The 22,381-nt window shown below is 68.0% G+C and carries 25 protein-coding genes and 2 tRNA genes; 10 read left to right on the forward strand and 17 right to left on the reverse strand.

All coding sequences use genetic code 11. The features are described from left to right. The first annotated feature begins 16 nt into the window (after positions 1-16). On the forward strand, positions 17-343 hold the full coding sequence (locus LOS8367_RS05720) for an antifreeze protein (RefSeq protein ID WP_242665514.1): 327 nt from the start codon (positions 17-19) through the stop codon (positions 341-343). A 95-nt stretch (positions 344-438) separates the two neighbouring features. Further along, positions 439-693, forward strand: coding sequence for a hypothetical protein (locus tag LOS8367_RS05725; protein WP_085895541.1), 255 nt, complete (start codon positions 439-441; stop codon positions 691-693). A gap of 76 nt (positions 694-769) precedes the next feature. Here the strand turns inward: LOS8367_RS05725 and LOS8367_RS05730 are convergent. The 4 genes from LOS8367_RS05730 to LOS8367_RS05745 form a co-directional block, all read right to left on the reverse strand. Beyond that, positions 770-845 (reverse strand) — tRNA-Ala (locus tag LOS8367_RS05730). Between the two features lie 35 nt (positions 846-880). Continuing rightward, entirely contained in the window at positions 881-1,360 is a 480-nt protein-coding gene (locus tag LOS8367_RS05735; RefSeq protein WP_085895542.1) for a pyridoxamine 5'-phosphate oxidase family protein, read from the reverse strand. Between the two features lie 39 nt (positions 1,361-1,399). Then, positions 1,400-2,068, reverse strand: a complete 669-nt coding sequence (locus LOS8367_RS05740) for a hypothetical protein (protein ID WP_133056291.1) — start codon at positions 2,066-2,068, stop codon at positions 1,400-1,402. 56 nt (positions 2,069-2,124) lie between these two features. Beyond that, on the reverse strand, positions 2,125-2,607 hold the full coding sequence (locus tag LOS8367_RS05745; protein ID WP_085895544.1) for a YdcF family protein: 483 nt from the start codon (positions 2,605-2,607) through the stop codon (positions 2,125-2,127). 133 nt (positions 2,608-2,740) lie between these two features. On the opposite strand from LOS8367_RS05745, the gene LOS8367_RS05750 reads away from it, so the two are divergent. Further along, a complete protein-coding gene (locus LOS8367_RS05750) occupies positions 2,741-3,013 on the forward strand; it encodes a GlsB/YeaQ/YmgE family stress response membrane protein (protein ID WP_085895545.1) in 273 nt (90 codons plus the stop codon). A 24-nt stretch (positions 3,014-3,037) separates the two neighbouring features. Here the strand turns inward: LOS8367_RS05750 and uvrB are convergent, their stop codons facing one another. Next, entirely contained in the window at positions 3,038-5,245 is a 2,208-nt protein-coding gene (gene uvrB, locus LOS8367_RS05755; protein WP_085895546.1) for an excinuclease ABC subunit UvrB, read from the reverse strand. Positions 5,246-5,375: 130 nt separating this feature from the next. On the opposite strand from uvrB, the gene LOS8367_RS05760 reads away from it, so the two are divergent. The 3 genes from LOS8367_RS05760 to LOS8367_RS05770 all read left to right on the forward strand — a co-directional run bounded on the left by LOS8367_RS05760 (position 5,376) and on the right by LOS8367_RS05770 (position 8,200). Further along, complete coding sequence (locus LOS8367_RS05760) at positions 5,376-5,687, forward strand: ETC complex I subunit (protein WP_085895881.1); 312 nt, start codon at positions 5,376-5,378, stop codon at positions 5,685-5,687. Positions 5,688-5,841: 154 nt separating this feature from the next. After that, complete coding sequence (locus tag LOS8367_RS05765; RefSeq protein ID WP_085895547.1) at positions 5,842-6,768, forward strand: MYG1 family protein; 927 nt, start codon at positions 5,842-5,844, stop codon at positions 6,766-6,768. A 382-nt stretch (positions 6,769-7,150) separates the two neighbouring features. Beyond that, positions 7,151-8,200 carry a YihY/virulence factor BrkB family protein gene (locus tag LOS8367_RS05770; protein ID WP_133056292.1) on the forward strand — a complete coding sequence of 350 codons (1,050 nt, stop codon included), beginning with the start codon at positions 7,151-7,153 and terminating at the stop codon, positions 8,198-8,200. A 185-nt stretch (positions 8,201-8,385) separates the two neighbouring features. On the opposite strand, the gene LOS8367_RS05775 is transcribed toward LOS8367_RS05770, so the two are convergent. Together LOS8367_RS05775 and LOS8367_RS05780 are read right to left on the reverse strand one after the other, a co-directional pair. Next, a complete protein-coding gene (locus LOS8367_RS05775; RefSeq protein ID WP_207569228.1) occupies positions 8,386-8,778 on the reverse strand; it encodes a septal ring lytic transglycosylase RlpA family protein in 393 nt (130 codons plus the stop codon). A 419-nt stretch (positions 8,779-9,197) separates the two neighbouring features. Further along, positions 9,198-9,788, reverse strand: coding sequence for a metallophosphoesterase (locus tag LOS8367_RS05780; protein WP_085895549.1), 591 nt, complete (start codon positions 9,786-9,788; stop codon positions 9,198-9,200). A gap of 194 nt (positions 9,789-9,982) precedes the next feature. Here LOS8367_RS05780 and LOS8367_RS05785 point away from each other — a divergent pair, with 194 nt between their 5' ends. After that, positions 9,983-11,740: a purine-cytosine permease family protein gene (locus LOS8367_RS05785; protein ID WP_085895550.1), complete on the forward strand. Its 1,758-nt coding sequence runs from the start codon at positions 9,983-9,985 to the stop codon at positions 11,738-11,740. A 183-nt stretch (positions 11,741-11,923) separates the two neighbouring features. On the opposite strand, the gene LOS8367_RS05790 is transcribed toward LOS8367_RS05785, so the two are convergent. The 3 genes from LOS8367_RS05790 to LOS8367_RS05800 all read right to left on the reverse strand — a co-directional run bounded on the left by LOS8367_RS05790 (position 11,924) and on the right by LOS8367_RS05800 (position 14,385). Further along, positions 11,924-13,090, reverse strand: coding sequence for a benzoate/H(+) symporter BenE family transporter (locus LOS8367_RS05790; RefSeq protein ID WP_085895883.1), 1,167 nt, complete (start codon positions 13,088-13,090; stop codon positions 11,924-11,926). Between the two features lie 178 nt (positions 13,091-13,268). After that, positions 13,269-13,871 (reverse strand): ferric reductase-like transmembrane domain-containing protein, encoded by a 603-nt coding sequence (locus LOS8367_RS05795; RefSeq protein WP_085895884.1) that lies wholly within the window; start codon positions 13,869-13,871, stop codon positions 13,269-13,271. A gap of 13 nt (positions 13,872-13,884) precedes the next feature. Beyond that, complete coding sequence (locus LOS8367_RS05800) at positions 13,885-14,385, reverse strand: peptidase associated/transthyretin-like domain-containing protein (RefSeq protein ID WP_085895551.1); 501 nt, start codon at positions 14,383-14,385, stop codon at positions 13,885-13,887. Positions 14,386-14,762: 377 nt separating this feature from the next. Here LOS8367_RS05800 and LOS8367_RS05805 point away from each other — a divergent pair. Then, positions 14,763-14,839: transfer RNA gene (locus tag LOS8367_RS05805), tRNA-Arg, on the forward strand. A gap of 29 nt (positions 14,840-14,868) precedes the next feature. Here the strand turns inward: LOS8367_RS05805 and LOS8367_RS05810 are convergent. Further along, a complete protein-coding gene (locus LOS8367_RS05810; protein WP_085895552.1) occupies positions 14,869-15,084 on the reverse strand; it encodes a hypothetical protein in 216 nt (71 codons plus the stop codon). A 226-nt stretch (positions 15,085-15,310) separates the two neighbouring features. Between LOS8367_RS05810 and LOS8367_RS05815 the strand changes: the two genes are divergently transcribed. Then, positions 15,311-16,036 (forward strand): hypothetical protein, encoded by a 726-nt coding sequence (locus LOS8367_RS05815; protein ID WP_085895553.1) that lies wholly within the window; start codon positions 15,311-15,313, stop codon positions 16,034-16,036. Positions 16,037-16,050: 14 nt separating this feature from the next. Here LOS8367_RS05815 and pcaD read toward each other — a convergent pair whose 3' ends face one another. Genes pcaD through LOS8367_RS05835 form a run of 4 tightly spaced genes read right to left on the reverse strand, consistent with a single transcriptional unit; the run spans position 16,051 to position 19,347 of the window. Continuing rightward, positions 16,051-16,860, reverse strand: coding sequence for a 3-oxoadipate enol-lactonase (gene pcaD / locus LOS8367_RS05820; RefSeq protein WP_085895554.1), 810 nt, complete (start codon positions 16,858-16,860; stop codon positions 16,051-16,053). Next, positions 16,857-17,831 carry a threonine ammonia-lyase gene (locus LOS8367_RS05825; protein ID WP_085895555.1) on the reverse strand — a complete coding sequence of 325 codons (975 nt, stop codon included), beginning with the start codon at positions 17,829-17,831 and terminating at the stop codon, positions 16,857-16,859. Before LOS8367_RS05825 ends, pcaD begins: the two co-directional genes overlap by 4 nt. Further along, positions 17,828-18,670, reverse strand: a complete 843-nt coding sequence (locus LOS8367_RS05830) for an alpha/beta fold hydrolase (RefSeq protein WP_085895556.1) — start codon at positions 18,668-18,670, stop codon at positions 17,828-17,830. Before LOS8367_RS05830 ends, LOS8367_RS05825 begins: the two co-directional genes overlap by 4 nt. Beyond that, positions 18,670-19,347, reverse strand: coding sequence for a haloacid dehalogenase type II (locus tag LOS8367_RS05835; protein WP_085895557.1), 678 nt, complete (start codon positions 19,345-19,347; stop codon positions 18,670-18,672). The genes LOS8367_RS05830 and LOS8367_RS05835 overlap by 1 nt, the downstream gene beginning before the upstream one ends. A 178-nt stretch (positions 19,348-19,525) precedes the next feature. Between LOS8367_RS05835 and LOS8367_RS05840 the strand changes: the two genes are divergently transcribed. After that, on the forward strand, positions 19,526-19,960 hold the full coding sequence (locus LOS8367_RS05840; RefSeq protein ID WP_085895558.1) for an FKBP-type peptidyl-prolyl cis-trans isomerase: 435 nt from the start codon (positions 19,526-19,528) through the stop codon (positions 19,958-19,960). Between the two features lie 360 nt (positions 19,961-20,320). Here LOS8367_RS05840 and LOS8367_RS05845 read toward each other — a convergent pair whose 3' ends face one another. Beyond that, on the reverse strand, positions 20,321-21,106 hold the full coding sequence (locus tag LOS8367_RS05845; protein ID WP_085895559.1) for an enoyl-ACP reductase FabI: 786 nt from the start codon (positions 21,104-21,106) through the stop codon (positions 20,321-20,323). A gap of 23 nt (positions 21,107-21,129) precedes the next feature. After that, the gene (gene fabB / locus LOS8367_RS05850) at positions 21,130-22,359 is read right to left on the reverse strand and encodes a beta-ketoacyl-ACP synthase I (protein ID WP_085895560.1); all 1,230 of its coding nucleotides are present in this window, start codon (positions 22,357-22,359) and stop codon (positions 21,130-21,132) included. Between the last annotated feature and the right edge of the window lie 22 nt (positions 22,360-22,381).

The raw sequence follows: 22,381 nt of genomic DNA on the forward strand, positions 1-22,381 counted from the left end.
GTTTCCGGAGCGGAAGATGACCAAAATGGCGACCCCGGCCGAACTGGCGCGCACGTCGATGACTTTCTGGACTCTGATGGCTGAAACACAGGCGGTCATGGCATACCGCCTGATGGGGATGGCCGGGCTTTGGGCCGTGACGGGGACCGAGAACGACCGCATGGTGGATGAGAAGGGCCCGGCCTTCGCCGAGGCGATACTGGCAGGCAACCGGGCCATATGGTCCGGCAAGCGCCCGGACCAGATCGCCATGGCGGCGATGATGCCGTTGCAGCGCCGCACCGCCTCGAACAACAAGCGTCTGGCGCGCCGGGGCCCGAATTTCCTGAAGATGAGCCGCTGACGGCCGGTTTCCGCTGGGGCCACGCTGGCCCCGGAACGCGCCGGCGCATCCATGGGTTGAGGGGGCGCACTCACCTCCCAGGAAAGGTCCAAGAGATGGACAACCGCTATTTCACCATGCCGCTGCAGATGTGGCAGGCCGGTTTCAAGATGTGGAGCACCGCGTTCGACATGCAGACGTCGATGATGAACGCCTTTCTTCCCAAGGCCCGCGAAATGGCCGAAGAGGGGGCCGATCTGACTCAGGAGGCCGGCAAGGCGGCGCTGGCCGGTAGCGACTTTGCCCGCAAGGCGGCGCAAAGCGTCGCCAATGCGAACTCCGCCAGTCAGGACCGGGCCATGCCCGTCTGAGCCGATGGGCTCATGCAGACCTTACGGCGTCGTGGCACGAGCTACGGCGCCGTTTTCGTGTCGAGGAGAGGGATATTGGTGGAGTCGAGGGGGATCGAACCCCTGACCTCGTCATTGCGAACGACGCGCTCTCCCAACTGAGCTACGACCCCACTGGGAGCGTATCTGGCCCGACTCGGCAGCGGTGTCAACCGGGACCCTTCGAGTTTTCCAGATCGGCGCGCGACAGCTCGAAGGCGCGGCCGAAACCGCCGACCAGAAAGCCGTGGCTCACCTCCAGCCGCATCAGCTTGAAATCGGCGAAGTCGTAATAGAGCGCAGCCTTCGGATGCCAGGCGAGCCATTCGGACTTCAACGCTTCCTTCTGTGCCATCGCGGCCCGCGCGGCGAGGGTCAGGCGGGGCGCGGCGAGGGGGTCGCCCTCGGGGCCGGGCTCTCCGAGCAGCAGCGAGCAGTCGGGCCGGGCCTCGAGCGCGGCCCAGTGACGCGACAGGGTCGAGACCAGCATCAGCAGGTCCGCGCCATCCGGGCGCAGCGCCACGCGGCTGACCTGCGGCGCTCCGTTGACGGGGTCGATCACGCCCAGCGCGCCATGCCGCGCCGTGCCGAACAGGCGCTGGGCCTGCCGACGGGCGCCGTCATCGGTGGGGCGGACGAGATCTGCCATGCACGGAGCCTGTCGCGACGCGCCGCGCCGATCAAGCCTCTAGAACCGCCACCAAGCCTCGAGCGTCAGTCCACCGCCGCGATCGCCGGTCAGGGCGCGGGTGAGGCCGAGCCGCAGGTCGAGTCTCGGTGTCGCATGCAGTATGCCGGAGGCGCCGATCTTGGCGTAGGTGTCGCCCGACAGCCCGTAGCCGATCTGGCCCTGCATCAGGCCGGTCCAACGGGGGGTGAACTCGCGGCCCCAGCTCGCCTCGATCTTGGCCTGATGCGACAGGCGGGTGACGCCGAGCTGGCCCTGCGCGTCGAGCGCGAGCCAGCCATTCTCCAGCCCGCGCCCCCAATGCAGGCCGAGCCGGCTCGTCGCCTCCTGCGCGCCGTCGGGCAGCAGCGTCGTGCCCAAGCCCGCCGAGACCGCCCAGACGTCCCCGGTCGCATCGGGGCGCCATGGCACGCGCAGCCAGGCGAAGAGGCTGCCTGCGGTGCCCGCATCGGCGGTATAGCCGTCGAGCCCGAGGGTCAGACGCTCGGTCAGCCCGTATTCGAGATAGATGGTCGGGTCGTAATGCACCGGCCGGACCGCGTCGCCGAACAGGGCCACGTTGCCGCCGAAGGACAGGAACAGCTCGCCCTCCTCGCGGGGCCAGGCCCCGGCCCGGGCCATCGCGCCGGTCAGGACGATCACGAGCGACAGCAACACGGCCCGAATCATGCAGCCCCCCGGCGCAGCCTTCCAACGAGGCTGTGACGCAGAGGGTTAAGCCCGTCTTAAAGCCGCCGCAGCCGCCACAGATAGGCAGCGCAGGCGGGGATTTCGCGCAGCGCCATCCGGGTCTGGGTGCCGATCCGCGCGCCGCCGCGCGGGGCGCTTCCACGCGCCCTGAGGCCCAGCCGCCGCGCCACCATCAGGGCCCGCGGCAGATGCGGCGCGTCGGTGACGATGATAACCCGCGATGCGCCGATCCGCCTCAGGATCGGCAGCGCGTTACGGATGTTTTCCAGCGTATCGCGCGAGGTGGTCTCGGGATGGATCGCGGTGTCGGGCACGCCGGCTTCCAGCAACAGGTCCCGCATCGCCTCGCCTTCGCTCGGCGGGTGTCGCCCGAGCCCGCCGCAGGGCACCAGATACGCGACGCGGCCCGCGTGGTAGAGCGCCGCGGCATGCGCCGTGCGCCGTTGCAGCGTGGGCGAGGGGCCGCTCTCCCAGACGGCGGCGCCGAGGATCAGCGCGGCTGTGACGTCATCGGTCATCGGGGCTCCATCAGGCTGTGGTCATCGAAACGCGGTGCCGGGCCGCTGGGGGCCGCGATCCTCGTGCATCGTTGCCCCTTTCCCGGCCAACGTCTCGCGCTAGGCTCGTGGAAACAACAAGGGGAGATGGCTCATGGAAGAGCTCTTGCAGGGCATCGGCGTCGCGGCGCTGGTGATACTCGCGCTTGTGGGGCTCGCCACGGGCTGGCTGGCGAGCAAGCTCGCGGGCGGGCGCAACATGGCGCTCTACATGATCGTCGGCGCACTGGCGGCGATGGCCACGCCATTCGTGCTGGCGGCGCTGGGCGTGACGCTGCTCGCGGCCGGTGGGTTGCTGGTGGTGGTGATCGTGGCGCTGATCGGCGCGGCGCTGGTGCTGGCGCTGGTTCGGGCAATCGCGAAATAGGCGCATCGGATCGGCAAGCCGCGCTCAGCGCGGCTTGCGGTTCTTGGTGCGCTGCACGTTGCCGCCACGCTGGCCGGGCCGACCGGCGGTGGAGCGGCCTGAGGATTTCACCGCCGCCTCCGAGGCGCGCTCGACCGCCTGCTGGCGCGCCATCGGGTCGTCCGAGACCATCAGATCGACCGCTTCGAGACGCTTCACCTCGTCGCGCAGCCGCGCCGCCTCCTCGAATTCGAGGTTCTCGGCGGCCTTGCGCATGTCGGTCTTGAGCCCCTCCAGCACCGCCTGCAGGTTCGCCCCCGCCATCGGCTTGTCGACCTTGGCGGTGACCCGGTTCATGTCGACATCGCCCTTGTAGAGACCGGCGAGGATGTCCTCGACGTTCTTCTTGACGGTGGCCGGGGTGATGCCGTGCTCCTCGTTATAGGCGATCTGCTTCTCGCGCCGGCGCTCGGTCTCGGCCATCGCGCGCTCCATGGAGCCGGTGATCCGGTCGGCATACATGATGACCCGGCCGTCGGCGTTGCGCGCGGCCCGCCCGATGGTCTGGATGAGCGAGGTCTCGGAGCGCAGGAAGCCTTCCTTGTCGGCGTCGAGGATCGCCACCAGCCCGCATTCGGGGATGTCGAGCCCCTCGCGCAGCAGGTTGATGCCGATCAGCACGTCGAAGGCGCCGAGGCGCAGGTCGCGCAGGATCTCGATCCGCTCGATCGTGTCGATGTCGGAATGCATGTAGCGCACCTTGATGCCCTGCTCGTGCAGGTACTCGGTCAGGTCCTCGGCCATGCGCTTGGTCAGCGTGGTGCACAGCGTCCGGTAGCCGCGCGCCGTCACCTTGCGGATCTCGTCGAGCAGATCGTCCACCTGCGTCTTGACCGGCCGGATCTCGATCTGCGGATCCAGAAGGCCGGTAGGGCGGATCACCTGCTCGGTGAAGACGCCGCCCGCCTGCTCCAGCTCCCACGCCGAGGGCGTGGCCGAGACGAAGATCGATTGCGGGCGCATCGCGTCCCACTCCTCGAACTTGAGCGGGCGGTTGTCCATGCAGGAGGGCAGGCGGAAGCCATGCTCGGCGAGGGTGAACTTGCGCCGGTAGTCGCCGCGATACATGCCGCCGATCTGCGGCACCGAGACGTGGCTCTCGTCGGCGAAGACGATGGCGTTGTCGGGGATGAACTCGAACAGGGTGGGGGGCGGCTCGCCCGGGGCGCGGCCCGTCAGGTAGCGCGAGTAGTTCTCGATGCCGTTGCAGACCCCCGTGGCCTCCAGCATCTCGAGATCGAAATGCGTGCGCTGCTCGAGCCGCTGCGCCTCCAGAAGCTTGCCCTCGCCGACGAGCTGGTCGAGCCGGGTCTTCAGCTCCGCCTTGATGCCCTTGATCGCCTGCGCCATGGTCGGGCGCGGCGTCACGTAGTGGCTGTTGGCGTAGATGCGGATGCGGTCGAACTCGTCGGTCTTCGAACCGGTGAGCGGATCGAATTCGGTAATGCTCTCCAGCTCGTCGCCGAAGAAGGACAGCCGCCAAGCCCGGTCCTCGAGGTGGGCGGGCCAGACCTCGAGGCTGTCGCCGCGCACCCGGAACGAGCCGCGCGCGAAGGCCGCGTCGTTGCGCCGGTATTGCTGCGCCACCAGGTCGGCCATCACGGCGCGCTGCTCGTAATTCTTGCCCTTGTGCAGATCGACCGTCATCGCGCCGTAGGTCTCGACGCTGCCGATGCCGTAGATGCACGACACGGAGGCCACGATGATCACGTCGTCACGCTCCAGAAGTGCGCGGGTGGCGGAGTGGCGCATCCGGTCGATCTGCTCGTTGATCTGGCTTTCCTTCTCGATGAAGGTGTCCGAGCGCGGCACGTAGGCTTCGGGCTGGTAGTAGTCGTAATACGAGACGAAATACTCGACCGCGTTGTCCGGGAAGAAGCCCTTGAACTCGCCATAGAGCTGGGCCGCGAGCGTCTTGTTCGGCGCGAGGATGATCGCCGGACGCTGCGTCTCCTCGATCACCTTGGCCATGGTGAAGGTCTTGCCGGTGCCGGTGGCGCCCAAGAGCACCTGGTCGCGCTCGCCGGTCTCGATACCGCCCGCGAGCTCGGTGATCGCGGTGGGCTGGTCGCCCGCGGCGCTGAACTCGGTTTGCATGCGAAAACGCTTACCGCCTTCGAGCTTTTCGCGTCGCTTCACCTCCGGTGCGGGCGCGTGCAGGATCGGCATCTGTTCGGGCGAGTTGTTGTGCATCGGCGGACTCCTCGGGACCGAACCAATCTGGCCTCTTTTCGTTCCTGTGCAAGAGGGGTGCGGCGTCTTTGCCCGCTTGCATGGCGACGCCGTTTTGCCGATAACGCCGCCAGACCAGAAGGGACCAATGATGCGCGCACGGATCTACAGACCCGCCCGGACCGCCACCCAGTCGGGCACCGCCAAGACCGAGGCCTGGATCCTCGAATACGCGCCGGCGTCCAAGCGCGAGATCGACCCGCTGATGGGCTGGACCAGCTCGACCGACACGCAAAGCCAGGTCCGGATGTATTTCGACAGCCGCGAGGCAGCGGTGGCCTATGCCGAGAAGCACGGTCTCGACGCGATCGTGCAGGAACCTCATGTGCGCAAGCACAACATCCGCCCCGGCGGCTATGGCGAGAACTTCTCGACCACCCGGCGCGGGGCCTGGACTCACTGACTGTTGTAAACCCGACCCAAGTTGAGGCGGTTTCGCAGTGAAGATCCGGCGAAGAGGCTGGATGCCACAACATAGAGTGTTCGGCAGGGTCGGACGCCATAGACTTCTACCGAGGGCGGCCTGACGGCCGCCCGTTTCGTTTCAGGGATCAGCCATGACCATCACCCATCTCGTCACCCATTCGGGCGGCTTCCACGCCGACGAACTCCTGTCCTCGGTCATCCTGACCCGGCTGTTCCCCGATGCCGAACTGGTGCGCAGCCGTGACAAGGCTTGGATCACCCCCGGCGAGGGGCGGATCATCTACGATGTGGGCGGTCAGTACGACGCCGTGGCGCGGATCTTCGATCACCACCAGAAGCCCAACCCGCTGCGCGAGGACGGCCAGCCCTACAGCTCATTCGGGTTGGTCTGGGCGCAGTACGGCCGCGACTACCTGCGCGCGCTGGATGTTCCCGAGCATGATATCGATGCGATCCACGCCTCGTTCGACCGTGGCTTCGTGCTGCCCGTCGATCTGCTCGACAATGGCGCGGTGGACGCCTCAGCGGCGGGGCCGCTGTTCTCCGGCCTGACGCTACCGGCGTTGCTCGAAAGCCTGAAGCCCGCCTTCGATGACTGTCAGGAAGGCGCAGACGACCGTGCCTTTGCCGCCGCCGTGCCGATCGCGCGTGCCTTCGTCGATGCCCGCATCCGTCGCTCGGCCGCGAAACGGCGCGCCGAGGGAATGGTTGCCGAGGCCATCGCGGCGGCGGGCGAGGGCCGGGTGCTGGAGCTGCCCATGGGCATGCCGTTCCGGGCCGGGGTCGAGGCGGCGGGGGCCGACCACCTGCTGTTCGTCGTCCATCCGCGCGGCAGCGACTGGGCACTGACCACGATCCGCACCGGCGACGACACCTTCGAGACCCGTGCCGACTTGCCCGCCGCATGGGCGGGGCTGACCGACGAGGCGCTGGAAAAGGCGTCGGGCGTGAAGGGCGCGAAGTTCTGCCACAACGGCCGCTTCATCGCCGTGGCCGACAGCCGCGAGGCGATCAGGGCGATGGCGGAGCTGGCTGTGTCGGAGGTCGCGGCAGGCTAGGCCATGCGACCCTGCATTGTCCTGCGCCGCTGCACCTGACATGCGCAGGGAAGGTGCCGGGACGAAGCTAGTTCCAGAGCACGGCAGGGCCGTTGCCGTGATCAAGCCTGAAGCAAGCGCTGCGGTCCGGCGTTGCATGACTGGCCTCCGCTGAAAGGCGGCAATGCACCGTTCGATAAGGAGCAAGGCGACGTAGAGGCTGCGAGGTTTGCCACCGGAACTTCCGCATCTCTCGTGGGGCCCCCTTAGCTTTCCGGTCGGCTAAGGTATTGAACGCCAAGACGGCGACAAAGGATGGCGACACCACGCGGACCAAAGGCCGGTCCTTTCGCGTTCCATATCATGGGCTGCCCGCTTGGCGGCGCTGAAGAAGGCGGAAGGCATGCAGGACCGACGTGGTGAAGGGCCCGGGCCCGGCGTAGGGGCGAACCCGCATTCCGAGGGCGAAGGGCCGACTGCGCCGGCGGCGCCCGACGCGGCCGGGCAGGAGCGCGGCCGCGGGCGCGAGGCATGGCGGCCGGATCAGATCCATCCGGCGGGCTGGCGCGACATCTGGCTGCGCGTCAGCGGGCGGATCGGACGGGAACTCGTCCCGCTGGTCGCGGCGGGGGTCGCCTTTTTCGGCATGCTGGCGCTGTTCCCGGCGATCGCGATGCTGGTGTCGCTGGCCGGGCTGTTCTTCGACCCCGAACTCGTCATCGACCAGATCGACGCGCTGGACGGGCTGGCCCCAGCCGAGCCGCTCGGGGTGGTGCGGGATCAGGCGGTCGAGCTCGTGAGCCAAGCCCCCGGTCAGGCGACGGCCACGGCGGTTATCAGCCTCGCGCTGTCGTTGTTCTGGGCGTCGCGCGGGATCGACAACCTCGTCAGCGGCATCAACATGGCGCATGCGGAGGACGAGTCGCGCAACATCATCATGCGCAACCTCGTGTCGCTGGGATTGACGGCGGTGCTGACGGCGATGGCCCTTGCCGCCTTGGCACTCGCAGTGGCGGCGCCGCCGGCCGCGGAGGCGTTGGGGCTCTCGGGCTGGACCGACACCATCGTCAGCGTGGGGCGCTGGCTGGTGTTGGGTCTGCTGTCGATGGCGGCGCTGGGGCTGCTGTATCGTTACGCGCCGGCGCGAAGGCCCCCGCGATGGAGCTGGGTCACGCCGGGCGCGGTCATCGCCACGGCGCTTTGGCTGGGAAGCTCGGTGCTCTTCGCGCTTTTCGTGCGCAATTTTGGCAGCTACCAGCCGACCTACGGCGCGCTCGCCGGGGTGGTGATCCTGCTACTCTACATATGGATGACGGCATTCGTGGTGCTGCTCGGCGCCCTGCTGAATGCCGAGATGGAGCATCAGTCTAGGCGGGACACCACGCGGGGGCGCGTGAGGCCGATGGGAGAGCGTAACGCGGAGATGGCCGATACGCTCGGGCGAAAGCCATGAGCGACGGGCGGAGCCGGACTGTTCCTATAGAGAGACGAGGATTGGACGCCGGGTTCGCGTTGGCTGCCACAGGTCGAAGCCATTGTGCGGGGACTCTTGCAATAGCGAGCGATACATAGCCACGGGGATGAGGCGAGCCCGGCGACGGTTGGTCCCTTCACGGCTTTGGCCGACTGCAAGGCGGCTCAGGCGCTGGCGAGTACCTCGACCGTGACATGACCGACACCGCTGCTGAGCAGGCCGATATCGTCGGCCGCGCCCTTGGACAGGTCGATGATGCGGTTCTTGGCGTAGGGGCCACGATCGTTGATCCGCACCACCACGGACGCGTCGGTGGCCTCGTTGGTGACGCGCACGCGGGTGCCGAAGGGCAGGCTCGGATGGGCGGCGGTAAGGCTATTCATGTCGTAGGTCTCGCCATTGGCGGTCTGGCGCCCGTGAAAGCCCGGCCCGTACCAGGAAGCGGCTCCCTCGAAGGTCTGGGTGGCACTACCGGAATGCGCGGAGGCGAATGGCACCGCCGCGAGCAGGCAGCTTGCGGTCAGCAGGGTCCGAAGCGTGGCGTTCAGCTTGTTCAAGAGGCCCGTCCTTCAGTAGTGGTCCTTGGTTGTGCGCCCCACTTGAACACCCCCGCGCCATGGCGCAACGCCGAATGGCCAATGGTTCCCGTACGGGCCAAAGGCTGGCAAAGCCTCGCCATTTTCCGCAGGCCTCGGCGGCGCGCATCCGCCGAAATCACCGGGTTGGCCATCGTTTCGCGGCGCGGGTCTTGAAACGGAGGCGATGGGCACGATGTCGAGACGCTCGCTCGGTGCTCCATCGCCGCGTCGACGTTTCAGCCCGGCACCTGCTTCGCCGGCGAATGGCGAAGGTGACGCCGGTGTCGTCGAGCTGGGTTCGGCTCCAGCGCGAATTCCGATGCCAGTTCCCGTCGCCTCGTACGTCCTGCCAAGAGGTTTTACGCGAGCCGACGGCAGGGCAGGGGCGCACCGGCCACTCAGTAATCCCCCGGAACCGCGAAACCATCCGCTTTGATCTCGTCGAGATGGGCAATCACATCGCGCAGGCGGATGGGACGGAACTGCCAGACATCGACGCCCGCATCGACCCGACCCCCGAACTCGGTGGCCATCGGCGGCACCGAGCCATGGGTATGACCGTGCAGGTGAATGCTGTTGCGCGCACCGGCCCATGAGGCCATCGGGTAATGCGACATCACCAGCTTCCGCTTCCCGCCATCCGGCATGAGAACCGTCGCTTCGAGGTAGTCGCAGACGCGGGCCCACTTGCAGGACTTCACCACGACCTGCTTGGCATGGTTGCCGCGGACCAGCAGCCGGTGCTTCCCCGGCAGCCGTTTCACGTCGATGTCGCTGGCATTGTTCCAGGTCAGGTCGCCCAGCACGACCAGAGTATCCTCCACCCCCACGCGTTCGAGGTTCTTCCGGATCGTCGCGTCCATCTCCTCGACCGAGGGAAACGGCCGGTTGCAGTGCTGGCGGATCGCATCATGGCCGAAGTGCGGATCGGCGATGAACCATGTCCGCTCCTCGTGCAGCGAGATTCTCTGCGTGGTCGTGTCGATCATCGTGGCGGGCACCTTTTTCTCTGGAAACCCATGGATAGCCCAACAATCTATACGTGTAACGCACTGATCTTGCGGGCTGTCCCGGCCGGGGCAGGATCGGAGGCCAATGACCCTGCGACAACCGCTGGTACATGGGCGGTCCAGACGCTAGAAGGCGCCGGATATTTCAGGCCGACCAGAAAAGAACGGGTGTCATGGGAGAGACTTCAACCGAGCTGCGCCGCGCCATTGCGGGAATGGACGACGAACAGCTTCCGGTGCCGCAACATCGTCTGCATGGGCCGGGACATTTCCTGGGGCTCTATGCGGCCGAACACGTGGCGGCGACCGAATTCGTGATCGGCGCGGCCTTCGTGGCGCTTGGCGCCACGATCCACGACATCCTGATCGGCCTGCTGATCGGCAACCTGCTGGCGGTGCTGAGCTTCTGGCTGATCACCGCGCCGATCGCCGTGAAGACCCGGCTCAGCCTCTACACCTATCTCGAACAGAACATGGGCGAGCTGTTCTCGCGGCTCTACAATGGCGCAAACGTTCTGATCTTCGTCGTCATTTCGGCGGCGATGATCACCGTCTCGGCCACAGCACTGAGGGTGCTCTTCGGGGTGCCGCCGCAGAACATGCCCTATCCGACGAGCGCCTCCTTCGTGCTGATCGCCGCCTCGGCCAGCGTGATCGCCGTTCTGGTGGCCTATTACGGCTTCAACGTGCTCAGCGAATTCGCCTCGATCTGCGCGCCATGGTTGATGGTAATGTTCGCGGCGGGCGGCATGGTGCTGATCCCGGCGCTGAACGAGTCGCTGACCGGGCAGACCGTGCTGGCGAGCTTCGGGGACTTCGTGGATTTGGCGGGGGCCACCGTGTTCACCGGTACCAATGCCGATGGCGAGCCGGGAATCGGCATCTGGGAGGTCATCGGTTTCGGCTGGGCCGCCAATACCTTCGCCCATTTCGGCCTGATCGACATGGCGCTGCTGCGCTACGCCCGCAAGAAGCGCTACGGCCTCTGCACCGCGACCGGCATGATGTTCGGCCACTACGTCGCGTGGATTTCCGCCGCGTTGATGGGCGCCGCGACCGCAGCCTTCATGCAGACCTCCATCGCGTTCGTCTCGCCGGGCGACGTGGCCTATCTCGCCCTCGGCGCCAGCGGCTTCGTCATCGTCATCGTCGCGGGCTGGACCACGGCGAACTCCAACCTCTACCGCGCGGGCCTCGCGGCGCAGGCGGTGTTTCCCAACATTTCGCGTACCAAGGTGACGCTGATCGTGGGTGTCGTGGTGGTCGTGGGCAGCTGTTTCCCGATCATCTATCGCAGCTTCCTGCCGCTTCTGACCTATGCGGGCCTGCTGCTGGTGCCCGTGGGCGGCATCGTCTTCGCCGAGCAGCACCTGTTCCCGCGCATGGGCATGAAGACCTATTGGCACAGGCTGCGCGGCGCGCATCAGAACTACCCGGCGGTCATCACTTGGGCCGTGGCGCTGGTCTTCGGCTTCGGGTTGAACATGATCGACCTGTTTCCGTTCTATTACCTCTTCGTGCCGACATGGATCCTGTCGGTCCTGCTTTACGCCGGGCTGGCGAAGCGCGCCGGGGCGGATCGCGCCTGGCCCGAGGCCGAGGCGCGGCTTGCGGCATTCGACGAGGCGGTGAAGGAACATCATCGGGAACTGGCGGCGCGGGAGGTCACCGAGCCGGTGAAGGACACGAGTGTCCTGACCAAGGTCATCCGGGCGGTCTGGATCGTGGTCGGACTGCTGATCCCGGCCGTGCTGGCTTGGCGCGTCCTGTTCAACAGCCCCGATCTCGACAGCTATTACGCGAACCGGGAGCTGTTCTACAGCCTGACCATCTGGTGCACCGCGATCTATTTCAGCTTCGCATGGTGGGACCTGAAGCGGTCGAAGGCGCCCCGGCGGGCGGCCATGCCCGTGGAGTGCCCCGCGGAATAAATCGCGGGGGGGCCCTGCAACTGTGGGAGGCAGATTAGGCGCTCGGATAGGGCGTTCCGGTATGCGGAGCGCTTGACCGGACCCTAGCGCGACTGGAATGGGAGGCCGCTTTCCGATGCGAGGCAGCGCCCGCGCCGCTTCGCCCCTTGGATCGGAGGTGACGGCAGCCGTCCCGCGGTCGCGTCAGCTTGGTCGCTTCAGCAGCCATACCAGCACCCCGGCGAGCGTGCCCCAGAAGGCGCCGCTCACGCCGAAAAGGGTCATGCCGCTGGCGGCGAAGAGAAAGGTCAGGGCCGGCGCTTCGAGCCGGCCCGGCACGCTGAAGGCACCCGACAGCGACGAGACCAGCGCTGGGATCAACGCCAGACCGGCCACGGCGGTGATCAGTTCGGACGGCGCGATGCTGGCCAGCGCCACGATCGGCTCGGCAAAGAGCGCCATGGCCACATAGGCCAGCCCCGAGGCGATCGCGGCCCAGTAGCGGCGCGACGGCTCGCGGCCCGCATCCTCGCCCGACATCATGGCGGCGGTGATCGCGGACATGTTGACCGGGATGGCGCCGAAAGGGGCGATCAGCAGGCTGGCGAGGCCCGTGCGGCGGATCAGCGGCTGCCGCTCCACCGCGTAGCCGTTCAGTTCCAGCACAGCGAAGCCGGGAATGTTCTGACCCGCCATCGTGACGAGGTAGAGCGGCAGCGCCACCGAGACGAAGCCCTGCAGGCTGAAGACCGGCATCAGCGGCACCAGCGCCGGAAGGCCGGTGTCGCTTGCCGCCATGGCGCTGGCCGGGGCTTCCACGGCGAAGAAGGTCACGGCGAGAAAGGCGAGGATCGTCAGCGGCATCGCCGCCAGACGGTGCCAGGCCAGTCCCGCCGCCCAAGCCAGCAGAAGCGGCAGGATCAGGGCAGGGGCCGTGCCAAGCGCCTGCGCAGGCGCGAAGCAGAGCCGCAGCAGCACGCCCGCCAGAAGCGCGTTGGCGACGGGCTTCGGAATCGCTGCCACTAGACGTCCCAGCACCGGCACGAAACCGGTGGCGAGGATCAGCGCCGCACAGAGGATCATCGCCCCCACCGCCTCGGCGAAGCCGCCGGGCAGGACGCTGGCCGAGGCGAGAAAGGCCGCGCCAGGGGTCGACCATGCGACGGCGGCTGGAATCCGCGAAACGGCGGGCAGCCAGATGCTGCACAGCCCCATCCCCAGAGTCGCGAAGAACAACCCCGTGGCGACCTGCGCATCGGTGGCACCCATCGCGCTCAGCCCCGCGAGCACGATCGCGAAGGAGGCCGAATAGCCCACGAAAGCGGCAAGCAAGCCCATGTAGATCGCCGAGAACGAGGCTTCACGTATCATCGCGACGATGCCCTTTCGATTGTCCGCGGGCACGCCGCCCCTGCCACCTAGGGGCTACCTACTTGAAGTCGTTTGGATATGCGAGTTCCTGACGGCTTGCCGAGGTTCAGGTCCGGTCGCGGCCTTGATGGGGGCGTTCCGCCAGGCTGTTCAGCCCGGGGCAGGCCCGAACAGGTCGTCAGGCCCGGCGTCTGCTCCATAGGGCCCAGACTCGAAGGTCGAGCATGACCTTGGCCGTCGCGGCGAGAACGAGAAGGCAGAGCGCCGTCTTCGACACGGTTCCCATCGTTCCCTCGATCAGCAGCGCGTGGATCACGCTGCCCAGAGCGATGACCATCGCGAGCGTCGTGTGCGCGAGACGCCAGCGTCTAGGGCGGATGCGACGTTGCCGCCGCAGGATCGCCAGCAGCGCCGAGGCGAAGACGGCCCACATGGCGATGACGCCCCAAGCCGAGAAGGGTGTCGGAGAGGTGAAGAGCAGCGCGTCGATCACGTCGGGCGGGCTGGTCAGCCAGAGCCCCGCGACATGGGCGATGACGGCCACCACCAACGTTCCGCCGATCCAGCGATGCACCCGGCGTCCGCGCAGCGGCGGCAGGCCGGGCAGGTATCCCCCCGCGAGGAGCGGCTGCAGCAGGATCAATGCCATCGCGGCGACCCCGGCCAGGCCGGCGCCGATATAGACCGGGTCGCGCCACGCCAGCAGCGGGCTCGTCGCGGCCACGGCAAGGGGCACCACGATGGCGGCGGACAGCGCGCCCCAGATCAGGACCGGACGCAGCCGCACCGGGTGCTCAGGCCGGTTGGAGCACGAACTGCGCGCTGAGGCTGGTGTCGCGCACGCTGGGCATCACCGGCCGCAGGAACACCGTCTGGAAGGCGTGGTCGTCATAGGCAAGGTGTCCGTGCGGTTGGCCGAAGGCCGGCACGATCTGCGGCATCTCCAGCCGGAACTGGCCATTGGCGTCGGTGAGCGTGGCGCCATGGCTGTGCGGATCGCGCTCGTGCCCCTCGGTGGTGTGGGCCCAGATCTGGATTCGCACCCCTGCAAGCGGCGCACCGTCACCGGCGCGGCGCACCGAGCCGGTCATCCAGAACCCGCCACCGCCGATGCGATCGACGATGGGCGCGCCGGGGAGGTAATTGTTGGAGCCACCGCGCATGCTGGGCGTGGGCGCGAGCCCCTGCGCCCGGGCCGGCACCAGGAGGCCCGAGGCCCCGGTGAGCAGCGCCGCGGCCATGGCGGCCGAGCCGGTGGCAAGGATGGTGCGGCGGGTCGGTCGATCATGGATCATCTCGGTCCCTCCTGTCTGAGCCCACGAGGTCCGCGATGCCTCCCGGGACGGTCATGACTGCATGCGGAATTCCCTATGGAAGCCATAGCAAATTCCGGCGTCGAAAGGGATGCGGGATGTCACCGCGCCCACGGCTTCGTGATGGCTCCGCCACCCGTCCGGGCATGAGAGCTTGATCGAGGCAGGGAGAAACGCTTCCGCTCGCCCGAGCCTCCATCGAGGAGAGATGGCTGCGGCGACGGCCGTCCACAGGCTTCGCGCCGACCGTTTTGCCATGGACGGGACGGGAATATCCCCAATATACCCTTGATCCCAAGGGGTGGTTCTTGCAACTTCCAGCCAGCCCGAGTCGACCGGTCCTGCCCGGTCAGAGGCGAGGTCCCATAGCTCAACTGGATAGAGCAGCTGACTTCTAATCAGCAGGTTCGGGGTTCGAGTCCTCGTGGGATCGCCAACCGCCTCGCGGCGGGTATCGATCCGATCTCAGCCTTTCTTCCCTTCCAGACGCGCCGTGCGCAAAGCGGCGATCTTAGCGTTGCGGGCCTCGGTTTCGGCGTCGAGGATCGCCTTGGCGGCGCGGGTGGTGACGTCGCCCTTGGTCTCGGGGACGGGGGTCGGGGTAGGACGCTCGGGGGCCGCGCCGGTGGCGCGGATCATGCGGGCTTCGAGTTTGGCGAAAGTGGATTCGAGGGCGTTCATCAAACTGTCCTTTGATCGGGCGCCCGCTGTGCCGACGACATGCCGGCTCGGGGCCTCGCTGTATGATAGATATACTGCCCTCGTCGCTCGGCAAGGTCCCGCGCATCCGGCCCGGCGCGGCATTCGAGGCAGATCAAGGCGCGAATAGGGCTGTGGCCCGATCACGGGGCGGTGTAGAAAGCGATCGCGGAAACGGCATCAAGACCAACCAGCGGGACATGAGCAGATGATCACACGGGCATTCACGGCAGCGGCATTCGGCATCGTCGCGGCGGGCGCGGCGCAGGCGCAAGGCTTTGCGGGCGGCACGCTTTCGGTCGAGACCTCGGCCTTCTTCGAGGAGGCCGATATCGGCTACACCACCTATTCGGGCGGGTTGCAGTTCGACGTCGGCGCGGGCTTCGGGCTGGCGCTCGACCTCGCCTCCTATGGCTTTTCCGGCTTTGGCTCGGATGGCACCAACGCGACGCTGCACGCGATCTATGATTTCGGGCCGCTGATGGCTTTCGGCGATGCCCGCTTCGGGGCCTTCATCGGCCGCGACGGCTATGAGGATGGCGACGCCGAGATCTTCGGGATCGAGGGCGCGGGCGAGGTCTACGGGCTGCGGGCCGAGGGCTATCTGGCGCGGCATGACGGCGATCTGGGCGACATCAACCTCGCGGGCGTCTCGGCACTTTACGACATCACGCCGCAGATCTTCGCCACCGGCGATTTCGGCGTCGCCGATGGCGAGGGAAATGCCGAGCTGATGCGCGTGGCGCTGGGCGGCGGCTACCGGATTGATGGCGGGCCGCGGCTCTGGGGCGAGCTGGGCCGGATCGAGGCCGAGGAGGACGCCTTCAGTGGTGACGAGACCTATCTGGCGATCGGCGCCGAGATCGGCTTCGGGCCGATGTCCGGGACCAGCTTCGACAGCCGCAGCCTGTTCGATATAGTGCCGGGTCTCTGAGCCGTCTCAGGCTCTCAGGGCGCGCCGGGCGGGACCCCGGCGTGCCCGATCGCGCGCAGGAAACCTGTCACATGCGCGGCCCAGTCCTCGGGGCGTTCCGCCGGTGACAGGTGCCCGGCGCGCCGGATGATCTCGAACCGGGCGCCGGGGATTAGCTCCACCGTCTCGCGCATCAGGTCGGGGGGCGTTGAGCGGTCCTCGGCCCCGGCGAGGCCCAGAACCGGCAGGCGCAGCCCCGACACCGGTGTCCAGAAATCGGTGCCCGAAACGGCGGCGCTCGACCCGACATAGCCCTCGACCGGGGTGCCGGTCAGCACGCGGCGCGCCCGCGCCGCGACCGATCCGTGCCGCGCGTCGCGTCCGAGCCAGCGGTCGAGCACCGCGTCCGCCTGCGCGGCGACGCCGCCGCGACGGATCGCAGCGATCCGCTCCTCCCAGAGCTTCGGCGTGCCGATCTTGGCGGCGGTATTCGACAGCACCAGCCCGCGCACCAGGTCGAGCCGCTTCACCGCCAGCCCCTGCGCCACCATGCCGCCCAGCGACAGCCCCGCGAAGACCGTCTCGGCGAGGCCGTGCGCCTCGATCACCGCCTCGGCGTCCGAGACCAGCTGGCCCATCGAATAGGGGGCGGGCGGCGCCTCGGAATTGCCGTGGCCGCGCAAATCGTAGCGTAGCACCCGGATGTCGCCGGGCAGGAGCGGCAGCACCGCGTCCCACAGCGTCATGTCCATGCCCAGCCCATGCGCCAGCACCAGCGCAGGCGCGCCATCGGGCCCCTGCAGCCGCGTCGCGAGGCGACAGCCATCGCGCGCTTCGACGATCACGCGAGTGTCTCCAGCGCGCGGGCATAGAGCGCGGCGTCGACATTGCCGCCGGTGGCCACCGCGATCACCGCGTCGCCGTCGACTTGTTCGGGCCTGAACAGCGCTGCCGCGAGCGCCACGGCGCCGCCCGGCTCGATCACCACCCGCAGATGCCGGAACGCGAGCGCCATGGCGCGCAGTGCCTCGTCATCGCTGACCGCGAGGCCGGGGCCGCAGAGCCGCTTCAGGATCGGAAAGGTGAGCGCGCCCGGCTGCGGCGTGACGATCGCGTCGCAGATCGAGCCCGAAAGCCTGTCGTTGCGGCGGATCTCGCCCGCCGCGAGGCTGCGCGCCACGTCGTCGAAGCCCTCGGGCTCGGCAGGGCGCACCCGCAGCCCCGGGGCCTCGGCCTCGAGCGCCAGCGCCACGCCAGAACTCAGCCCGCCGCCGCCGCAGCAGACCAGCACCTCGGCGCGCGTGACGCCGGCCTCGGCTGCCTGTTCGGCCAGTTCGAGGCCCAGCGTGCCCTGGCCCGCGATCACCAGGGGGTCGTCGAAGGGCTTGATCAGCGTCAACCCGCGCGCCTCGGCCAGCGCCGCGCCCATCGCATCGCGATCATCGGTGTCGCGGTCGAACGGCACGACCTCCGCACCCAGCGCGCGGGTGTTGTCGATCTTGGCCTGCGGCGCGTCGATCGGCATCAGGATCACCGCCGGGATGCCATGTTCGCGCGCCGCATGCGCGACGCCCTGCGCATGGTTGCCCGAGGAAAAGGCGATGACGCCGCGCGCCCGCACATCCTCGGGGATCGCCGAGACCGCGGACCAGCCGCCGCGCGCCTTGAACGAGCCGGTGACCTGCAGGCATTCGGCCTTTACCAGCACCCGGCGGCCCGCGATGGCGTCGAGCGCGGGCGAGGACAGCAGCGGCGTGCGCCTCAGGTTGCGGCCGATACGGGCGCGTGCGGCCCGGATCATCTCGATATCGCTCAAGTCTCGTCCTCCATCGCGGCCCGGCAGCGCCTCAGCCAGTCGTTCAATGCGGCGAGCGCCTCCGGCTCGTCAAGGAAGGGGACATGGCCGCGCCCGGGGACTTCGGCGAAGATCATCTCCGGGTGGCGGCGGCGCATCTCGGCCGCCGTGTCCGCAGTCAGGAGTTCGGAATTCGCGCCTCGGATCAGCGCGGTGGGCAGGCCCCCAAGCGCGTCGAAGAGCGGCCAGAGATCGGGGGCGGGCTGCACCGCCCCGCCCAGCACCGCGTCGCGCAGCGCCGGGTCGTAGCGCAGGGCCAGCCCCTCCGGTGTCTCCTCGTAATGGCCGCGCACCTCCGCGAGCCAGCGCTCATGCGGCACCCCCTCGAAGCCGGTCCAGCTGCGGGCCCGGTCGCGCGCCGCCTCCTCCCAGCTCTTCTGCGCGGGCGTGATGCCGAGATAGCCCTTGATCGTTTCGAGGCCCGCGGGCGCGATGTCGGGTCCGATATCGTTGAGCGCCACGCCGATCAGACGGTGCTTCACGGTGGCCGCCAGCGCCATGGCAATCAGGCCGCCGCGCGAGGTGCCAAGGATCGCGACGCGCGACAGGCCGAGGTGGTCCATCAGCCCCAGCACGTCGCGCGATTCCTGCATCACGGTATAGGTCGCGGGATCGGCCCAGGCCGAGCGGCCACGGCCGCGATAATCGGGCCGGATCAGCCGCACGCCGCGCAGATGCGGCGCGACATGGTCGAAATCGGCGGCGTTGCGCGACAGGCCCGGAAGGCAAAGGAGCGGCAGCCCCTCGCCCTCGTCGAGATAGTGCAGCCGCGCCCCGTCCTCGGCCTGGAACTCGGGCATCAGGCGAACTCCGCGATATGGGTAAGATCGGGCAGCTCATGGGTCGGTCGCGACCAGAGCCGGTCTCGCGGCTCGCCATGGCGGTTCACCCACGCGGTGATGAAGCCGTAACCGGCGGCCCCGGCGATGTCCCAGAAGTTCGAGCTGACGAAGAGCACCTCGTTCTTCTGGCAGCCGAAACGCTGGCCCACGAGGTCGTAGACCCGTGCGTCGGGCTTGTAGACCCCTGCGGCCTCGGCCGAGAGCACCGCGTCGAGGCTGCCGCCGATGCCGGCGGATTCGACCGCACGGTCGAGCATCTCGGGCGCGCCGTTCGACAGGATCGCGACGTTGCGGCCCTTGGCCTTGAGGTCAGCGAGCACCTCGCGTGCCTCGGGAAAGGCGGGCAGGGTGTCGTAGAGCGCCAAGAGCCGCGCCCGCAGGTCCGGGTCCGACAGCCCGGCCTTTTCAAGCGTCCAGGTCAGCGCGTCGGCGGTAACATGGCCGAAATCGATGTGATGGCCGGCGATGCTGCGCAGCCACGTGTATTCGAGCTGCTTGGTGCGCCAGTCCCGCGACACCTGCTCCCAGTTCTCCGCCAACGCCTCCCCGCCGGGCTCGGCGCTGGCGATGCGGGCCGCGCCGCCGACGTCGAAAACCGTGCCGTAGGCGTCGAAAACGATTGTAGTGATGGTCATGAAATCCCCCTCTGGTAGCGAGGCTGGCATGCCCCGCCTCCTAGGGAAAGGCTTCTCGGGGCGATCGGGTTGCGATCCGGGGTCAGGCTTCCTACCTTGGGGTGGACCGACGAGGAGCACCCGCCAGCAGCGGCCTCCAGACATTCACCCGCAAGAACCCCATTCTAAGGAGAGGCTCATGACGCAAGTCAAGCAGGGCGACACCGTGCGCATCCATTACACCGGCACCCTTTCGGACGGCCAGACCTTCGATTCGAGCGAGGGCCGCGAGCCGCTCGAGTTCCAGGTCGGCTCCGGCCAGATCATCCCCGGTCTCGACAGCGCCATGCCCGGCATGGAAGTCGGCGAGAAGAAGACCGTCGAGGTGGCCTGCGACAACGCCTATGGCCAGCCCGATCCGAACGCCCGTCAGGCCGTGCCGCGCGACTCGATCCCGGCCGATATCCCGGTCGATCCGGGCACCCGCCTGCAGATGCAGACCCCGCAGGGCCAGGTCGTGCCGGTGACGGTGATGGAAGCCACCGAGGAGCAGGTGGTGCTCGATGCCAACCACCCGCTGGCCGGTCAGGACCTGACCTTCAAGGTCGAGCTCGTGGGCGTCGACCCGGCCTGATCCCGGTGACATGACCAAGAAAGGCCCCGGCGACAGCTGTCGCCGGGGCCTTTTCGTGTCCGTCCCCGCTCATGCCCGACCCGGTCCGGAACGCCCGGCAACCCATGCGCGGCAGCAGCCAGGCTTCATCCGGTCCGTCGGGGGCTTGGAGAGGCGCGGGCCCGTTTGTCAGAGGCAGGATCGGCAACCAGCAGGTCCGCAAGACGACGAGCCGGTCGCCTCGCTCCGTCGATCCGCTGTCGCCCACGTCGGTTCGGGGCCGATATCCGGCAGTGTCCGGATATCGGTGCGAAGCCGCCGGTCATGGGCCGGAAGCGCGTATCCGGGCGCTCTCATCGCGCGCTTCGCGGCACGTAGTTCTCAGATGTTCTCGCTCTGCGGCATGCCCAGCACGTGGTAGCCGCCATCGACATGCACGATTTCGCCAGTGGTGCAGGCCGCCGCGTCCGAGCAGAGGTAGAGCGCGGTGCCCCCCACGGCCTCGAGCGTCGCGTTGGAGCGCAGCGGCGCGTTCATGTCGGTGTGCTTGAAGGTCTTGCGCGCGCCGCCGATGGCAGCGCCCGCCAGCGTCTTCATCGGGCCGGGGGAGACCGCGTTGACGCGGATGCCCTCGGGGCCGAGGTCGTTGGCGAGGTAGCGCACGCTGGCTTCCAGCGCCGCCTTGGCCACGCCCATCACGTTGTAGAAGGGCGTCACCTTGTTCGAACCCTGATAGGTCAGGGTGATGATCGAGCCGCCGGCACTCATCAGCGGATGCGCCCGCCGCGCGATGTCGATCAGCGAGTAGCAGGAGATGTCGAGCGAGTTGCGGAAGTTCTCGCGGCTGGTGTTGATGAACCGGCCCGTCAGCTCGTCCTTGTTGGAATAGGCGATCGCGTGGATCACGAAATCCAGCCGGCCCCAGCGCTCCTCGATCTTCTTGAAGGCGGCATCGAGCGAGGCGTCGTCGGTGACGTCGACATCGAGCAGGAAATCCGAGTTCAGCTGCGCCACGAGCGGCGCGACGCGCCGCCCGAAGGTCTCGCCCTGGTAGGAGAAGGCCATCTCGGCCCCGGCGCCATGCAGCGCCTTTGCGATGCCCCATGCGATCGAGCGGTCGTTCGCGACCCCCATGACAAGCCCGCGCTTGCCCACCATCGACATCATGTCCGTCTCTCCTGCCTGTCTCGTCAGTCGTTGAAGCGCGACAGCAGCATCGAGCCGTTGGTGCCGCCGAAACCGAAGCTGTTGGTCATCACCGTGTCGAGACCGGCATTCTCGCGCAGCTCGGTCGCGATCTCGCCCTCGTTGATGCCCTCGGCGAGGTTCTCGACGTTGATCGACGGCGCGATGTAGTCGCCCTTGAGCATCAGCAGGCAGTAGATCGCCTCCTGAGCGCCGGTGGCACCCTGGCTGTGACCGGTCATCGACTTGGTCGAGGAGATCGGCGGCGTGTTGCCCTCGCCAAAGACGCGGCGCACCGCCTCGACCTCTCCCACGTCGCCCACCGGCGTCGAGGTGCCATGCGCGTTGATGTAGCCGACCTTGCGATCTTCGGGCAGGGTGGAGAGCGCGATGCGCATCGCCCGCTCGCCGCCTTCGCCCGAGGGCGCCACCATGTCATGCCCGTCGGAGGTCGCGGCGAAGCCGGTGACCTCGGCATAGATCTTGGCACCGCGCGCCCGGGCGTGGTCCAGATCCTCGAGCACCACCATGCCGCCGCCGCCGGCGATGACGAAGCCGTCGCGGTCGCGATCAAACGCCCGGCTGGCCTTCTCGGGCGTGTCGTTGAACTTCGAGGACATCGCGCCCATCGCGTCGAACAGGCAGGAGAGGGTCCAGTCGAGTTCCTCGCCGCCGCCGGCGAACATCACGTCCTGCTTGCCCATCATGATCTGCTCGGCGGCCGCCCCGATGCAGTGCAGCGAGGTCGAGCAGGCGGAGGTGATCGAGTAGTTGATGCCCTTGATCGCATAGGCGGTCGAGAGGTTCGCCGAGACCGTCGAGGACATGCCGCGCGGCACCATGAGCGGGCCGATGCGCTTCGGCGAGCCGGTCTTGAGCACGGTCTGATGTGCGGCGAAGAGGTTCGAGGTCGAGGGACCGCCCGAGCCCGCGATCAGGCCGGTGCGCTCGTTCGAGATCTCGGCCTCTTCGAGCCCGGCATCGGCGATCGCCTGGCGCATCGAGAGGTAGGCGTAACCCGCCCCCGGCCCCATGAAGCGCAGGGTCCGCTTGTCGATCTCTTCCTTGAGATCGATCTTCAGAGTGCCCGCGACACGGCTGCGAAAGCCGTATTCGGCCATTTCCTCGGAGGCCTCGATGCCCGAGCGGCCCGCGCGCAGCGCGGCATCCACTTCCTCGGCCGAGTTTCCGATGGGTGAGACGACCCCGAGGCCGGTGACGACGACGCGACGCATGGCGCCTCCTTCCTTGACGGGT

It is taken from the genome of Limimaricola soesokkakensis, from assembly GCF_900172345.1.
GTDB lineage: Bacteria > Pseudomonadota > Alphaproteobacteria > Rhodobacterales > Rhodobacteraceae > Limimaricola > Limimaricola soesokkakensis.

Coding starts and splice junctions, on each gene's coding strand:
- LOS8367_RS05720 (WP_242665514.1), top strand. CDS start 17: ATGACCAAAATGGCGACCCCGGCCGAACTGGCGCGCACGTCGATGACT.
- LOS8367_RS05725 (WP_085895541.1), top strand. CDS start 439: ATGGACAACCGCTATTTCACCATGCCGCTGCAGATGTGGCAGGCCGGT.
- LOS8367_RS05735 (WP_085895542.1), bottom strand. CDS start 1,360: ATGGCAGATCTCGTCCGCCCCACCGATGACGGCGCCCGTCGGCAGGCC.
- LOS8367_RS05740 (WP_133056291.1), bottom strand. CDS start 2,068: ATGATTCGGGCCGTGTTGCTGTCGCTCGTGATCGTCCTGACCGGCGCG.
- LOS8367_RS05745 (WP_085895544.1), bottom strand. CDS start 2,607: ATGACCGATGACGTCACAGCCGCGCTGATCCTCGGCGCCGCCGTCTGG.
- LOS8367_RS05750 (WP_085895545.1), top strand. CDS start 2,741: ATGGAAGAGCTCTTGCAGGGCATCGGCGTCGCGGCGCTGGTGATACTC.
- uvrB (WP_085895546.1), bottom strand. CDS start 5,245: ATGCACAACAACTCGCCCGAACAGATGCCGATCCTGCACGCGCCCGCA.
- LOS8367_RS05760 (WP_085895881.1), top strand. CDS start 5,376: ATGCGCGCACGGATCTACAGACCCGCCCGGACCGCCACCCAGTCGGGC.
- LOS8367_RS05765 (WP_085895547.1), top strand. CDS start 5,842: ATGACCATCACCCATCTCGTCACCCATTCGGGCGGCTTCCACGCCGAC.
- LOS8367_RS05770 (WP_133056292.1), top strand. CDS start 7,151: ATGCAGGACCGACGTGGTGAAGGGCCCGGGCCCGGCGTAGGGGCGAAC.
- LOS8367_RS05780 (WP_085895549.1), bottom strand. CDS start 9,788: ATGATCGACACGACCACGCAGAGAATCTCGCTGCACGAGGAGCGGACA.
- LOS8367_RS05785 (WP_085895550.1), top strand. CDS start 9,983: ATGGGAGAGACTTCAACCGAGCTGCGCCGCGCCATTGCGGGAATGGAC.
- LOS8367_RS05790 (WP_085895883.1), bottom strand. CDS start 13,090: ATGATACGTGAAGCCTCGTTCTCGGCGATCTACATGGGCTTGCTTGCC.
- LOS8367_RS05800 (WP_085895551.1), bottom strand. CDS start 14,385: ATGATCCATGATCGACCGACCCGCCGCACCATCCTTGCCACCGGCTCG.
- LOS8367_RS05810 (WP_085895552.1), bottom strand. CDS start 15,084: ATGAACGCCCTCGAATCCACTTTCGCCAAACTCGAAGCCCGCATGATC.
- LOS8367_RS05815 (WP_085895553.1), top strand. CDS start 15,311: ATGATCACACGGGCATTCACGGCAGCGGCATTCGGCATCGTCGCGGCG.
- LOS8367_RS05830 (WP_085895556.1), bottom strand. CDS start 18,670: ATGCCCGAGTTCCAGGCCGAGGACGGGGCGCGGCTGCACTATCTCGAC.
- LOS8367_RS05835 (WP_085895557.1), bottom strand. CDS start 19,347: ATGACCATCACTACAATCGTTTTCGACGCCTACGGCACGGTTTTCGAC.
- LOS8367_RS05840 (WP_085895558.1), top strand. CDS start 19,526: ATGACGCAAGTCAAGCAGGGCGACACCGTGCGCATCCATTACACCGGC.
- LOS8367_RS05845 (WP_085895559.1), bottom strand. CDS start 21,106: ATGATGTCGATGGTGGGCAAGCGCGGGCTTGTCATGGGGGTCGCGAAC.
- fabB (WP_085895560.1), bottom strand. CDS start 22,359: ATGCGTCGCGTCGTCGTCACCGGCCTCGGGGTCGTCTCACCCATCGGA.